Below are 14,872 nucleotides of genomic sequence, written 5' to 3' on the forward strand. Positions count from 1 at the left end.
CTTGCTCTAAACTTGCTTCTCTTGGTAAACTAGGTCAATAACCCCTTGAATTCCCTGATATTCTCTGAACGATGTCTTCTCAACCTGAACCGGATTTAGTCACAAGAATTTCACAACTTGAACAACAACAAGTTCAACTGAAAAAATACATGACTAGCCTCAAACGTCGTCTCGATGAATACAGTCAACAGTTTAACACAAGACCCGAACCTCAACAGTTAGCTGAGTTACAAAAACGCCTCGATGAATTGTGTGAAAATCAGGTTAATATTTCCTCGTCTCCAGAGACAGAGATACCAATTTCTGTTGAGATTATCCCGACAATACCGCTATTAGAAACAGAGGTAATTGTTTCTTCATCTGAGTCTCAATTGGTGTTTGATCGTTTGGGAAGTCGGAGTGTTTTATTAGAAGCGTTAGAAATTGCCGAAGAACGAGTTATTATCGTTTGTCCCTGGTTAAATTGTAACAGCATTGATGAACATTTGCTGCAAAAATTTCGATATTGTCTCAACCGCAATTGTCAAATCGAGATTGGTTGGGGATATTTAGGCGATCGCAATAAAATCGGCAAAGGTTGGCGCTATAATGCTTTAAGCGATTTACAACAGTTAGAGCAAGAATACCCTGATTTGTTTCGTCTCAAACTATTGGGAACCCATGAAAAGTATCTCGTTTGTGATGATAAGTTTGCGATGGTGGGGAGTCACAATGTATTAACCTCTGGGGTTCACAGTGCGGAAAGAGAAGTGGGAATTAGAACAACTGATTTGCAGATTATTCAAGGGTTAATTAACCGTTTTGATGAGAGTCAGGAAACAGAGAAAAGTGAGATTGTTCAACAGTTTTTAGGAAGTATTCAACGGTTAGACGAAGCGGAATATTTAGAAGGAATTGTCGAGACTGAAGATATTGACGAGGATGAGGAAGACGAGAATAAAATTGAGGAAGAACCAAAACCACTTATTACAGGCGGGGAGTTTCTACGCCTATACAACGAAGGTCAACGAGATTTTACTGAGATGAATTTGGTAGGTATTAAATTTAGAAATAATCATTTTTTTCAAAATGTTAATTTTAGCAAAGCTAATTTATATGAAGCCAACTTTAATCATACTATTTGGGAGAATATGAATCTGATTGAAGCCAATTTAAAAGAAGCGTCGTTAAATGAAGTTCGCAAAAATAATACTAATAACTATGTAGTTTTAGATAGAGCTAATCTAGAAAATGCTACTTTGTACAAAGCACAATTGCAATATGGAAGACTACCGAACACAAACTTGAAAGAGGCTAATCTTATTAGTGCAAATTTACAAGGTGCAGATTTAAGAAAAGCTGATTTAACTAGAGCTAACCTGAGTCATGCTGATTTATCTAAAGAAGTGAATCTTACCGAAGCTAATCTTAGTTATGCTAACTTAACTGGAACTGACTTAAGTAAAGCTAATTTGAGAAAAGCAAATTTAAGTCATGCTAATCTAAGCCATGCTATTCTGTTAGAAGCCAATCTTCAACAAGCCAATCTAACCGGAGCAAATCTTGAATCTGCTATTTATAATGAGACAACGAATTTTCCTATCGGATTTGATATCAATAATGCCAAAGCTTACTATATTTCTTCTAAATCTTCATTAAAAAATGCTAATATGTCAGGTAGAAACTTAAGTCAATTTAATCTGTCTGGAGCCAATTTAGAAGGAGCAAATTTAAGCCAAGCTAACTTAACGAGTATAAATCTCAGTAGTGCTAACTTAAGAAATGCAAATTTGAATGGATCAAAACTCACTTGTGCGAACTTATGTGGAGCAATTTTAACAGGAGCAACTTTTCAGGGAGCAGAACTTAATTCTATTAATTGGAGTAATGCGAACCTTAGTGGAGTTAATCTAAGTCAAGCAAATCTTTTAGGTGCTAATCTGAAGTCTGCTAATCTCAATAATGCTGATTTGCGGGGAGTTTATCTGAGCGGTGCAACATTAGGAGGAGCTAATTTAATTTCAGTAGATCTTCGTGCAGCTAATTTAAAAAATGCAGATTTAACTGGCGCAGACTTAACCAATGCTAAATTAGATGGAGCAGACTTAACTAATGCTAAATTAAAAGGTGCAACAATGCCAGATGGAACCGTTCACGAATAAAATCAAGATATTAATTACGAAACATCAAAAACTCAAGTCAAAGAAATTATCTCTTAGTGTCTTAGTGTCTTCGTGGTATTCCTCATAACCCGCAAAACTTCCTATTATCAGATCTTTGCCATCCGTTTAACCAAGAATGTCAACATTAATTACAATATAGAGAGAATGTCTTTATATAACAAAACCCGATGTATCTGACTTGGTTTGATAGTAACTCTTGGCTACTAGAGATCGCCAACAAACGAATCCTCATTGATCCTTGGCTAGTAGGCCCCTTAGTCTTTGGAAATCAGGCTTGGCTGTTCAAAGGAGAAAAACGCACCCCTCGCCCTGTACCGCCCAATATTGACCTAATCGTATTATCGCAGGGATTGGAAGATCATGCCCATCCCCCAACCTTGAAAATACTGGATAAAAAAATTCCCGTTGTCGGTTCACCCAGCGCTGCTAAAGTTGCTCAAGAATTGGGATATACTCAAGTCAGAGCTTTAGAACAGGGTTCAACTTATTCGTTGGATAACCTAGTTGAAATTAAAGCCGTTCCCGGTTCTCCAATTGGGCCGACAACCGTTGAAAATGGCTATTTATTTCGAGAGTTAGAAACAAATTTCAAAGTCTATTATGAACCGCACGGCTACCATGATAAATCTCTGCAACAAGAAACACCCATTGATGTAGTCATTACGCCGATAATTGACCTGGCTTTACCGTTAATTGGGCCGATTATTAAAGGAACAAAAAGCGCGTTACAAATTGCCGAATGGGTGAAACCACAGGTGATGTTACCAACAGCCGCAGAGGGAGATGTCACCTATGAGGGGTTGTTGGTTTCTCTGTTGAAAGCAGTAGGAACGTTAGAGGATTTTCGTTCATTATTGGCGCGTCATAACCTCTCTACTCGTGTTCTCAACCCAACTCCTGGAGAACGGTTTGAGGTGCCGTTAGAAAGAAAACCCGCAGCGATCGCCTAGAGAATTGACCTCTCCCCCAACCCCTCTCTATCCCTCCTTAATCCCCCCTTAATCCCCCCTTGATCCCCCCTTAAAAAGGCAGGGCTGTTTCATTCTCGGTTCAAAAATGCGATCGCCAAATCTTAAAAGCCTTTCTCTGTAAAGAAAAGGAGGATTATTTCAACAGTTTTGAGATTTTCTGTTTAAATAGAGCCTAAAACTTGCCCCCCATCAAAGGTTTAGCGATCGCAAAATTTTAGAATGAAACGGCCCTGCCCTTAAAAAGGGGGGTGAGGCGAGGGGAGAATATTGAGGAGTTAAGGCGGGTTTATATGTATTATTGATCGCCAGACATCAATTTTTGCAGAACCCGCCCCTACATGATGAACATTAATTAATTTGATGTGATATCACCAATAAATAGTTATGGGGAAGGGCGGGTTTATCTAAATTTTTCCTCTTAGACAGAAATCTCAGCAGAACCCGCCCCTACAAAACTTTTGTCTTTTCCCTCTCCTAACCCCCCGATCATCGGGGGGCAGGGGGGATAGAGAGGGTAGGGTGAGGTAAAAACTATTCTTGGTTGGCTTGAGCATCCCGAACAGCAGCCCAAAATAACAATCCCCCCAAGGGAACACTAAGGAGTAAAATAACTGTTGTTACTGTTGCGCCCAGTTCAGGTTGTCCTGATGAGAGTTCAAAAATCGAACCGACTGCGGCGATCGCAGCAATACACGAACCCCCTAAAAATAAAGCACTCTTTGGCGTTCCAACCATATTCGCTTTTTCCAAACTTGTTAAAATTTCTTAACTATAGTAATATTTACCCGGCTCAAAAGCTAGAGGTCGAGGAATTGGCAATTTTCCCATCAGCCAACAGCACGAGCAAAAATTCTACCATGTCCGGTTGATTAATGGGTGTTGGTGGGGGCGGGGCGGGTTTTAAAAATTTAGTAATAGGTGTCAGAGATGGTTTAGAACCCGCCCCTACATAATCGTGATCGATTATCGGAGATGATATTAAGACTGAATATGGTTAACGGCTTTCGGGGAAAACTTATGTTTAGTTAACTCTTGGGTGAGGGCGAATTGATTTTCTACACGATCTACAAATAAAACCCCTTCTAGGTGATCCATTTCATGTTGAATGGCGCGGGATAATAGTTCAGTGGCGCGAATGGTGCGGGGACGTCCGCTTTCATCTTTAAACGACACTTCAATCACTTCAGGGCGAGTCACATCCATATAAACCCCTGGAATACTTAAACATCCTTCTTGAAAGGGAGAGATTTCTTTACTCAACTTTTTAATCGTTGGGTTAATCAAAACTAAAGGCGGAGTTGCAGCGTTATCCGGTTCGCAGTCAATTACAATCAGTTGTTTTTGAATTCCGACTTGCGGCGCCGCTAAACCAATCCCATCGGCACTATACATCGTTTGTAGCATTTTTCGGATCAATCTGCGAGTGTCGTCATCCACGCGAGAGATCCGTTTCGCCGACTGACGCAGAACCCGATCGCCGAGATAATGAATTTTAAAGGGGGGATTGTCTAACTTTTGCTTTTTAACAATTACTTGAGAAGTCATGGATTCGTCACTCGCTTGCATAATTACCGTTCTACTCCCATCTTAAAGGATCTTTTAGACAGTCACCCGTCACCGTAGGGGCGGGTTCTTCAAAAATCTCTGTCTCCCACAAACAACTGATATAAACCCGCCTCGGAGTCGGGAGGGAGTACGAATAAAAACCCGGTTTTTGGGAAAAAACTTGACTTTATTCCTTTGTTGTGCTAGCTTCGTAAGTAGATAGGATTGAACTCAACAAAAAGAGCCAGCAAGTTTATGTTTTCAGCAAATCGCTATTTTTATTATTGGTTTACCCCGGTTCACCGAGAGTGAGTCCAGTCTTTCATGGATACTCAAGGTGAGCCGCAGAACTAAGACCTGCGGCTTTTTAATTGCTCAGAACAAGTTTCCCAATATTACCGAACAGCAATGACTTTACTTTACACCTGCTTTTATGGCTTTTATTTTTGGCCCCGAACACATTCCGGGTAAGTTCTCATGCTGGTTCTTTTACCTCACCCGGAACACCTGAAAGTTCCGGGTTTTTTTTTGACTCATTCACAACAAACTTAAGGAGAAATTCACCATGTCAGAAGCTAAACTAGCAACCAAAACCCATCCCGAACACCAAACCCAGATTAAAATTAACGAACAGACAACCGTTGGCGGTGAAGAGTTGTTAATTATTGGTGGCCCTTGTACTGTTGAAAGTCTCGAACAAATGGAACAAGTGGCGGAACATTTAGCAAAAGCCCCCGTTCAACTGTTACGAGGCGGCGTCTACAAACCCCGTACTTCTCCTTATTCCTTCCAGGGTCTTGGCTTGGAAGGATTAAAAATTTTAAGGGGGGTGAGTGAGCGTTATAACGTTCCTGTTGTAACAGAAGTGATGTCTATTCCTCAAATAGAATCGGTTGTTGCTTATGCGGATGTGTTACAAATTGGTAGCCGAAATATGCAGAATTTCGAGTTACTCAAAGCTGTCGGACAAGCGGGAAAACCTGTAATTTTGAAGCGGGGACTGGCGGCGACACTAGAAGAATTCATCATGGCAGCCGAATATATTTTGGCACATGGCAACCCCGATGTGATTCTCTGTGAGCGAGGAATTCGCAGTTTCGATAGTTTCACCCGCAATGTTCTCGACTTGGGGGCGGTTGTCGGACTCAAACAGTTAACCCATCTTCCCATTATCGTTGATCCGTCTCATGCGGCCGGAAAACGAGAATTAGTTGAACCCCTGGCACGGGCTGCGGTGGCTTGTGGGGCGGATGGGATTATGGTAGAGTGTCATCCTGAGCCGGAGAAATCGGTGTCTGATGCGCGTCAGGCGTTGTCGTTAGAGGAGATGCTTCAGTTAGTGGCAAATTTGCGTCCGGTAGCGGCATCTGTGGGGCGGAAAGTGATTGAGGTGGCGTCGGAAGCTATGATTTGTGCGTAAACTTGGTAAACAATTTTAAACTGAAAATTCTGCAAATACCCGGTTTCTCAGCAAAAGCAAGGAGGAAGCGGGTTTCTCCGTTTATTTTTTTCTGAGAAAGGATTGACAATTTCAAGGCGATCGCAAAAAATAGGACACAACTCGGTTTGAATATCAATTTTCCCTCAAACTCAATTGAGGCTGGCTAATGAATCAGTTTAAATTCCAAGGAATCAATCATTTAGCCCTGGTTTGTCGGGATATGGCTCGCACGGTTGATTTCTATACGAATATTTTAGGATTGAAATTGATCAAAACCATAGCTTTACCCGATGGCGGACAACACTTTTTTTTCGATGTGGGAAATGGAGATGCTTTAGCGTTTTTCTGGTTTCCTAATGCACCTGCATCGGCGCCCGGAATAGCGTCGGTTGATCCAGAACGTTTAAAAAAAGGGGATATTGTCACGGCTCATGGTTCAATGAATCATGTTGCTTTTAATGTTCCTTTAGAACAGTTACAAGACTATCACGAAAAATTCAGGGAATTAGGCATTTTTACCACTCCTATTTTGCATCATGCAGATGTTCCTTCGGGTTATGTAGAACAACCAGATGAAACGACTTTTATATCCTCATTTTATTTCTTTGACCCCGATGGAATTTTGCTAGAATTTGCCGCAAAAACAAGGGAATTAGGCGATCCAAACCGGGATCTGCAACATCAACCTGCAACGGCTACAAACTCAATGACCTGAAAAAAATCTTGGAGGTTCCGGAACATTTATGCAAAGTTTAAAGACTTGCTTAATGAAACTGATCTTCAAGTTGTTACAAATTTGACAGTTTTTTTCTTTCCAGGATTCTATCTATAGTTAAAAATCAAAAATCTTCTGATAGTCTTGGGTTGAATCCGAAGAAGCAAGTTATTCAGCGATTGAGTCAATTCACAAGTCATCTAATCTAAGTTGGTCTATCACCCAGGTTAACTTGTTGCTATTTACTGACGGGTAAATAGAGTAGGTCTTTGAATACATTTATTGAGGTTTTACGAGCTATGAAACGTGCATTAAAACGAACCTTTGCAGCCCTCGCGATGACAGTTTTATCCACTTTGAATGTCGCCTCAGAAGCAATTGCGGTTGAATTTGGTAAGCAAGAAGTCCAACAAGAACGATTTATTGCGATCGCAGTTCCCCGTGCTTATGGATATTCTTTAGTGATTGTTGAACAGGTTTCTAATACGACTCCTTGTTGGAGTGAAAGCGGAAATAATCCGATTCAAGTTGATCCGTTATTGCTCAATTTTGATTTTACCGGAATTTGCGGACGAGCAACTGATAGTAATGGCTATTCTGTTCGCATGGGAGAACAAGATTTAGCCCTCTCTCATACGCTGAGTGTTCGAGGAACTGGAAATGAGATATTATTAGTGGCAACGTCTCGCGCAAATCCTCAAGAAGCACCGATTGTGATTGGTCGAACCTATGGTCTTTCTAATGGCTTTACCAAAATTCTGTTAGAACCGGGTTGGCGGTTTACAAAACGCACTTATCAAGATAAAACTTTAGGTCATATTTACTTCACCAATGATATCTCGGCGAGTGCTTATTCACAAAGTATTAATCCCAGTCCAACCAACAACGGAAGTTCTAACAGCACTGACAACAGCACTTCTAGCAAAACAGACAATAGCACTTCTAATAGAATTTACAACCGAACTTCTAACAAAACAGACAACAGCACTGCTAACAAAACAGATAACAGCACTGCTAACAAAACAGACAACAGCACTGCTAACAAAACAGACAACAGCACTGCTAACAAAACAGATAACAGCAATGCTAACAAAACAGATAACAGCAGTTCCAACAGAACTTCTAACGGAATTTTCGGCCGACTTTTCAAGGGAATTTTAACCGGAAATTCCAACAGAAGCCGATAAGCTTTAATTAAGGGAGATGGTAGAAATGTATCAGCATATGTCTCTACCTTCTTCAACTCATTCGGGTAACGCTCTACAAAATAAACAAAGTTTCTATTACTGATGAATCACGGTGCGGTTACAGCCTTGTTTGATGGCTTCATGGAGTCCTCGATCTGCGGTTTCAATCAAGGTTTTAGGTTGAGATTTGCTACTCGGAATGGTACTGCTGACGCCTAAACTTAGGGTAACATAGGGACTCTCTTTAGCTGAAGGATGATGTAGTTTTAACTGAGCAACTTCTGTGCGAATTTGTTCAGCAATTCTAAAAGCTTCAGCGACAGTTGCTTGAGGAAAAATCAAGCCAAATTTTGCATCACTATACCGAGCGATTAAATTTTTGGCAGGTTTAATGGGGCGAGAAATTGCCCAAGCGACGGTTCTTAAACATTCATCGCCTGATGGATCACCATTCATTGCAATATAGGCATTAAATTCATCGATTTCACATAAAATTAGAGAAATTGGCTCTTTTTCTAAGGCTAATTTTTGCCACTGTTCATTGAGATATTCATCAAAACGGCGGCGGTTTGCGACATGAGTAATACTATCAATAGTAGCGAGGCGGTGAAGTTCTTGGTTGGCTTTTGTGAGGGCTAACTCTGTTTCTATACGAGCGCGAATTTCTTGCTCTAAGAGATTTTTATGCTCGGTTAACAGCTTTTGTTGATGTCGGATCGTTAAATGAGTTTTAACTCGGGATAAAACTTCTTGAAACTGAAAGGGTTTTGTCACATAGTCTACTGCACCCATTTCAAAGGCAATCACCTTATCTTTTTCATCATTGAGAGCGCTTAAAAAAATCACGGGAATATCGCGAGTTTTCGCTTCTGCTTTCAGGGCATGACAAACTTCATATCCACTCATATCAGGCATTCTAACATCGAGTAAAATCAAATTGGGCGGTTCAGCTTGGGCTGATCTTAACGCCATTTGTCCGTTAATGGCTTTGCGAACTTCATAGCCTTGTTCTAATAGCATACTCGACAAAAACCGCAAATTATTGGGGGTATCATCCACAATAAGAATACTAACTTTACGATGTTCTGTTTGATTTTCACTGCTCATTTGTTAATCTAATCCTCTTAAAAGTTGGGATCTATAATTGTGATGATTAAACCCTGGATGCAAACGTCGGGAGTTGAGTCGGTACCCACAGGGTAAAAGTTGATCCTTCACCGAAAACGCTTTCAACACTTAGATCTCCTCCCATTAATTGACAGAGTTTTTTTGCGATCGCTAAACCGAGTCCTGCACCGCCATACTTGCGAGTAGTTGACTCATCTTCTTGGGTAAAGGGTTCAAAAATTCTGGCTAATTGATCAGGTTTAATCCCAATTCCCGTATCACTACATTTTACCAATAACACATCCCCTAAACCCGGAGTAAAATCGACTTTATTTTCTTCAGAAACTCTCATAGGTAACTGTTCTCTAGTAATCCGTTCTAGACTCAAGGTAATGCTACCATTGTGGGTAAATTTACAACCATTACTCAGGAGTTGCAAGATACATTGACGAATTCTGCGGCTATCCGTATTCATAGAACCCGGATCATTAATATAGTCAACCGTTAAAGTATTATCATTTTGATCGGCTAGAGGTTGTACTTGAGTAAGCGCTTCATCGACCAGTTCTTTCACCTGAAATTCATGGGGATAAACTCGTTGTTTACCCGTCTCGAGTTGACACATTTCCAAAATATTACTAAAAATAGCCAGTAAATCCTGTCCAGCGTGGTTAATTTGTTGAAGATCAGGAATCAAATCTTCTAACTGTTGATCTTGAGCTTCCATTTCTAGCAATTGACTGTAGCCAATAATCGCATTCAGAGGAGTACGAAGTTCGTGACTCATCATCGCTAGAAATTGACTTTTAACCCGACTAGCTCTTTCGGCGATATCTCGAGCCTGAATCAATTCTCGCAGGGAATCTTCCAGTTGAACCTGAGTTTGTTGTAACTCATTGAGCGTGTGTGTCAATTCTGTTGTTCGTTCTTGTACTCGCAATTCTAGGTCTTTGGTGAGTCGCCGCAACGTGAGATGAGTTTTCACTCGCACCAGCACTTCTTCGACTTGGAAAGGCTTGGTAATATAATCAACGCCACCGACTTGAAAAGCCAAAACCTTATTAAAAACATCATCCAAAGCGCTCAAGAAAATCACCGGAATATCGCGAGAGGCTTCCATTGATTTAAGCTGAGAACAAACCTGATAGCCATCCATATCAGGCATTTTAATATCGAGCAGTACCAAGTCCGGCGGGTCAGTTTGCACTGAACGGATCGCCATCTTGCCATTGATGGCTTTGCGAATTTCATACCCCTGCTCTTGCAATATTGAAGATAAAACGCGCAGGTTGTTCGGGGTATCATCAACAATCAGGATATCAGCTTTGTAGTCCCGAACGGGATTGTGAGTCATCGGATTTGGAATTTGCAGTTGTGGTAAGAATTCACCCCATCCGTCAATTTTGGCGGTCAATGGGGATAGGTATCTCAATAACGTACACTCATGTTTGTTGCTATTTTATCTGATTTTGAACCGATTTTTTGAGGATTATTCTTGATCGGTCTGGGGAGTCATCAACTCTACAATGCGGTCAAATTCAAAGTTTTCTACCATCTGGGTTAAGGCTTTGGCGACAGAAGCATGACTTTCAGGAATAGCTTGAATTAGATCCAACATTTGTCGATCTCGACCCACCAAAGCGGCTTGCTGCATTTGCGATCGCCATTCTGCTGACATCATCTTCAGGTGTATTGGCTCGATTTTTTCTTCGATTTCATCGGAATTCAAACACCGATTAAAATTCATTGCTGATGTTTTTGGTCGATAAATATACCGCACCCCCAAATAATGAGCAATCTTCTCAAAAATAATTTCTTCTCGAAATGGCTTCCCGACAAAATCATTACATCCCGCCTCTAAAACGGCGCCGCGATCTTGTTCAAATGCACTCGCTGTTAAAGCAACAATCACAACTTGATCTCCCTCAGAAGAAGCGCGAATTTGTTGAGTCGCTTCATATCCATCGAGAATCGGCATTCGCATATCCATCCAAATAAAATGCGGTCGCCAACTGTTCCAAATCTCTACTGCTTCTTGACCGTTTTCTGCTTCTTGAACTTGAAAACCGACTGAGATTAACAGCCGCGATAGCAGTTGACGATTTTGCCATTGATCATCGACAACTAAGATGCGATACTCGGGTTGATCGGGTTCTAATCCGATGGCGGTTTGTAGATTTTTGTGTGCTTGAATATCACAGGTTTCTGTGGGAGTGACTCGAATATTAAATCGAAAGGTTGTTCCGACCCCTAAATCACTTTTAACGGTAATATCTCCGCCCATCATCTGTACAAATTTACGGCTAATGGGTAATCCTAAACCAGTTCCTTGTTGAGATTTTCGTCCGGTTTCGGTTTGGATAAACGCATCAAAAATGCTATGAATTTCATCGGGTGCGATTCCGCTTCCGCTATCTGTTACCTCGAAGACAAGATTAACAGTATCTTGTGAATATTCCGCTTCAGAAGTTTGTTGTTTAACTTTTAAAGTTACGCCGCCTTTTTCAGTATATTTGATCGCATTGACCAGTAAATTAATCAAAACTTGACGCAGTTTACTGTCATCGGTTTTGACAAATTTAGGAACATTTGCATCTCGCTGAAATTTCAGAGATAAACCTTTTGTTGCCACCTTTAAATGTAGCATTTTCTCTAAAGTCTCGAGTAAATGATGCAGATCGAAACTGCTTTCATTTAATATCATTCGCCCGGCTTCGATTTTGGATAAGTCTAAAATATTGTTAATTAAAGTCAGTAAATGTTCCCCACTACTATTAATAATATTCAGATTATTTTGTTGTTCGGGGGTGAGAGAGAGATCGCGATTCATCAATTGAGAAAAACCTAGAATCGCGTTTAAAGGGGTTCGGAGTTCGTGGCTCATATTTGCGAGAAATTCACTTTTAGCGCGGTTCGCCGCTTCCGCCGCATCTTTGGCTTGTTCTAACACCATTTCCGCTTGTTTGCGCTGGGTAATATCTTTTAAAATCGCGGTAAAAATCCAACCATCGCGAATTTTTAACTTAGAAATCGAAGCTTCAGCCGGAAATTCTTCACCATTTTTTCGGCGACCATAAACTTCTCGAGATCGTTCGCCCATTTTACGAGATTGGCATTCTAAACTCGAGAAATCACCGACATATTGATGATGAAATTTTCTGGATTTCATCGGCAGAAGCATTTCTAAAGATTCACCAATGGCTTCAGCCGCAGAATAGCCAAAAATCTTTTCAGCCCCGTGATTAAACAGTAAAATCTTTTGAGTTTCATCTACCGAAATAATCGCATCTTCTGCATTATCTAAAATTCCTGCTAATCGTTCTTGACTTTCTTTGAGTCCTTGTTCGGCGCGATCGCGTTCTAAACCTATCGGAATAATCTCTCCCACTCGTTGAATTAACTTGATTTCTTCGGGACTCCAAACTTTCTGATAACGAACCCTACTGCAACCAACGGAACCGACAATTTCTCCGGCACTCATCATCGGAACGGCGAGAAAAGATTGAGTTCCTTCATGTTTCCAGTTGCGTTTTTCATTACTGGCTTCTTCGGGTAAATCTTCTATATTGGGAATGTGCAGAATATTATTATTTTGAAGCTGTTGATAACTCCAACCCAGAGGTTTAATAGACATTCCTTGTACTTTGTGCATCACCGAGGGAATATTTTCATTACACCACTCATGGGTCATTTTAATAAACTGTCGTTCTTGATCAGAATATTGAACCACATAACAGCGATCGCTATCGGTTAGCTTGCCAATTTCAGCGAGAGCAAAATTAATCGCCGTATTCACATCTTGGTCCACAAACTGCTGAAAAATCCGACTAATTGAATGGTCAATGTTGGAGCGATTTTGCAAAGCCAGTTCAGTTTGTTTCCGTTCGGTGATATCATTGAGTATACTTAATACACAAGTTTGTCCGTTTAAATTAATCAGTTCGGCTGAGTATAACCCAATTCTAATCTCTCCTGATTTTCGGCGAAAATCACATTCAACACTGCGAACAATTCCTTGTTGATCGAGGATTTCAAAGATGCGATCGCGATCTTCCGAATGCGCCCATATCTGCAAATTGAGTGTATTTTTATCCCTCACCTCCGAGGGGTGATAACCAAAAAAATTAAGCGCACTTTCATTAAATTCTATAATATAACCATCTAATAACCGCGTGATGATACTGGGATTGGGGTTACTCTGAAAGGCTTTATAAAATTTATTCTCCGAAAGTCGTAATGCTCTTTCTATCTGTTTGCGTTCCCAAATTTCTTCTCGTAACAGTTGGTTGACATCTTTGAGTTGGATCGTCCGGTCTTCGACGCGAATTTCTAACTCTTCAAAAGCCGTTTTTAACTGACGCGCCATTTGATTAAACGACTCAGCCAATACCTCTAATTCACTCACACGAGCGGTATGAACGGTTTGATCTAGTTGTCCAAAAGCGATCGCTTGACTCGCCCGAGCCAGTTGTAAAATTTGCCGAGCAATCCAACGAGAAGTAAACCAACCCAACCCAATTGCTAATATTAAAGCGGCTAAACATACTATAATTGTGGTGCGACGGTTGGCATTAATTTGTTCCATAAAATCCGCTTCAGGAACCACCACCACAATCAACCAATCCAATCCATAACCATCAGAATAGGGCGTAACCGCCAGAAAATGCCGTTGATTGTCTATTTTAAAATCTAACTGCTGGGCTTGGCTAATTTGGTCTAGAGATCCGACAGATTGAATCAAATTGTTAATGGTCGCTCGAGTCAGAGGATCTTGACTTTCTACGCCTGAAATTCTTAACCATTGATCACTGTCGGGGTTAATCTGATCAAGAGGTTCGTAGGTAGAAGTCGCAACCAGTTCCCCGGAACGTTCTAGAATAAAAGTTTCGCCGGAAGGAGTCAATTTGAGGCGGCGCAGAAAATCACTTAACACCGTTAAAATGACATCAACCGCCATCACCCCTTGTAGATTCCCAGCGCTATCATAAAACGGTTGAGCCGCCGTTAGCCCAAACTCTCCCCGTACAAAAGGGTAAATCGGACTCCAAGTGGCTTTTCCGCTTTTGATCGCCGCATTGTACCAAGGTCGAGTCCGAGGATCAAAATCATCCAGGGGTTTGAGGGGAGAAATAGGATCGAGTAAGGGATCGCGCTGCTTTAATAAACGTTGATAGTAAGCCTGTGAGGCGAAACTGGCGAGGGAAGTCTCAGGAGTGCGATAAACGCCGAGGTAGTCTCCGTCAGAAGTACCCAGATAGATTTCTTGGACGGACTGAAATCGTTGCATTTGCAACATAAAGCGATTTTCAATCACCGACAAATTTTTCAACGCCAGTTGTCCCACCCGAGCCGCATCTGTATTAATCTGGGTAATCAGTAGCGGTTCTTCGAGATAGTTGTCGAGTCGTTCGTTAACGTGATCGCCGAGTTCATCCATCAACTGACTGGCTAAGTCCTGCACTGCTTTTTGACCGTTGCGATAAGCCAAATACCCCGTTAGCCCGACGACCGCAACAATCTCAATCGCAAAGGGTACGATCAAAATCAGTTGTAAGGGCATTCTCAGCTTTCGACTCAACAGACGGCGTAGGGGATTAACAGGCATAGCTGGGATGGCAGGGGAGACAGAAGAATTAATTTAAGCTTAATTTTGACCAATCGTATCGGGTGTATGGGGGAATATTTAAAACAATTTACACAATTTAATCGTAAGCCATCTCAGGAACAATTGTTAGCGGATCAAT

The 14,872-nt window shown here is 41.2% G+C and carries 10 protein-coding genes; 5 read left to right on the forward strand and 5 right to left on the reverse strand.

Going from position 1 to position 14,872, the window contains the following annotated elements:
• Window positions 1–71: 71 nt before the first annotated feature.
• Together VB836_RS15105 and VB836_RS15110 are read left to right on the forward strand one after the other, a co-directional pair.
• The gene (locus tag VB836_RS15105) at window positions 72–2,141 is read left to right on the forward strand and encodes a pentapeptide repeat-containing protein (RefSeq protein WP_323220294.1); all 2,070 of its coding nucleotides are present in this window, start codon (window positions 72–74) and stop codon (window positions 2,139–2,141) included.
• A 188-nt stretch (window positions 2,142–2,329) separates the two neighbouring features.
• The gene (locus VB836_RS15110; RefSeq protein ID WP_323220296.1) at window positions 2,330–3,112 is read left to right on the forward strand and encodes an MBL fold metallo-hydrolase; all 783 of its coding nucleotides are present in this window, start codon (window positions 2,330–2,332) and stop codon (window positions 3,110–3,112) included.
• A 552-nt stretch (window positions 3,113–3,664) separates the two neighbouring features.
• Here the strand turns inward: VB836_RS15110 and VB836_RS15115 are convergent.
• Both VB836_RS15115 and def read right to left on the reverse strand, forming a co-directional pair.
• Window positions 3,665–3,868 carry a hypothetical protein gene (locus VB836_RS15115; protein ID WP_046282246.1) on the reverse strand — a complete coding sequence of 68 codons (204 nt, stop codon included), beginning with the start codon at window positions 3,866–3,868 and terminating at the stop codon, window positions 3,665–3,667.
• Window positions 3,869–4,111: 243 nt separating this feature from the next.
• Window positions 4,112–4,678: a peptide deformylase gene (gene def / locus VB836_RS15120; RefSeq protein WP_323220298.1), complete on the reverse strand. Its 567-nt coding sequence runs from the start codon at window positions 4,676–4,678 to the stop codon at window positions 4,112–4,114.
• 565 nt (window positions 4,679–5,243) lie between these two features.
• On the opposite strand from def, the gene VB836_RS15125 reads away from it, so the two are divergent.
• The 3 genes from VB836_RS15125 to VB836_RS15135 all read left to right on the forward strand — a co-directional run bounded on the left by VB836_RS15125 (window position 5,244) and on the right by VB836_RS15135 (window position 8,021).
• Entirely contained in the window at window positions 5,244–6,098 is an 855-nt protein-coding gene (locus tag VB836_RS15125) for a bifunctional 3-deoxy-7-phosphoheptulonate synthase/chorismate mutase (protein ID WP_323220300.1), read from the forward strand.
• Window positions 6,099–6,285: 187 nt separating this feature from the next.
• A complete protein-coding gene (locus VB836_RS15130) occupies window positions 6,286–6,834 on the forward strand; it encodes a VOC family protein (protein WP_323220302.1) in 549 nt (182 codons plus the stop codon).
• A gap of 299 nt (window positions 6,835–7,133) precedes the next feature.
• On the forward strand, window positions 7,134–8,021 hold the full coding sequence (locus tag VB836_RS15135) for a DUF3747 domain-containing protein (RefSeq protein WP_323220304.1): 888 nt from the start codon (window positions 7,134–7,136) through the stop codon (window positions 8,019–8,021).
• A 96-nt stretch (window positions 8,022–8,117) separates the two neighbouring features.
• Here VB836_RS15135 and VB836_RS15140 read toward each other — a convergent pair whose 3' ends face one another.
• From VB836_RS15140 to VB836_RS15150, 3 genes are all read right to left on the reverse strand, one after another.
• A complete protein-coding gene (locus tag VB836_RS15140; protein WP_323220306.1) occupies window positions 8,118–9,128 on the reverse strand; it encodes a diguanylate cyclase domain-containing protein in 1,011 nt (336 codons plus the stop codon).
• A gap of 46 nt (window positions 9,129–9,174) precedes the next feature.
• Complete coding sequence (locus VB836_RS15145) at window positions 9,175–10,542, reverse strand: ATP-binding response regulator (protein ID WP_323220308.1); 1,368 nt, start codon at window positions 10,540–10,542, stop codon at window positions 9,175–9,177.
• A gap of 75 nt (window positions 10,543–10,617) precedes the next feature.
• Window positions 10,618–14,733, reverse strand: coding sequence for a PAS domain S-box protein (locus VB836_RS15150; protein WP_323220310.1), 4,116 nt, complete (start codon window positions 14,731–14,733; stop codon window positions 10,618–10,620).
• Between the last annotated feature and the right edge of the window lie 139 nt (window positions 14,734–14,872).

Source organism: Limnoraphis robusta BA-68 BA1 (assembly GCF_034932365.1).
In the GTDB taxonomy this organism is placed as follows: Bacteria; Cyanobacteriota; Cyanobacteriia; order Cyanobacteriales; family Microcoleaceae; genus Capilliphycus; species Capilliphycus robustus.

Bases quoted from the DNA above. Each gene is read 5' to 3' on its own strand.
- VB836_RS15135 (WP_323220304.1), top strand. From the start codon at position 7,134: ATGAAACGTGCATTAAAACGAACCTTTGCAGCCCTCGCGATGACAGTT.
- VB836_RS15140 (WP_323220306.1), bottom strand. From the start codon at position 9,128: ATGAGCAGTGAAAATCAAACAGAACATCGTAAAGTTAGTATTCTTATT.
- def (WP_323220298.1), bottom strand. From the start codon at position 4,678: ATGACTTCTCAAGTAATTGTTAAAAAGCAAAAGTTAGACAATCCCCCC.
- VB836_RS15150 (WP_323220310.1), bottom strand. From the start codon at position 14,733: ATGCCTGTTAATCCCCTACGCCGTCTGTTGAGTCGAAAGCTGAGAATG.
- VB836_RS15130 (WP_323220302.1), top strand. From the start codon at position 6,286: ATGAATCAGTTTAAATTCCAAGGAATCAATCATTTAGCCCTGGTTTGT.
- VB836_RS15110 (WP_323220296.1), top strand. From the start codon at position 2,330: ATGTATCTGACTTGGTTTGATAGTAACTCTTGGCTACTAGAGATCGCC.
- VB836_RS15105 (WP_323220294.1), top strand. From the start codon at position 72: ATGTCTTCTCAACCTGAACCGGATTTAGTCACAAGAATTTCACAACTT.
- VB836_RS15115 (WP_046282246.1), bottom strand. From the start codon at position 3,868: ATGGTTGGAACGCCAAAGAGTGCTTTATTTTTAGGGGGTTCGTGTATT.
- VB836_RS15125 (WP_323220300.1), top strand. From the start codon at position 5,244: ATGTCAGAAGCTAAACTAGCAACCAAAACCCATCCCGAACACCAAACC.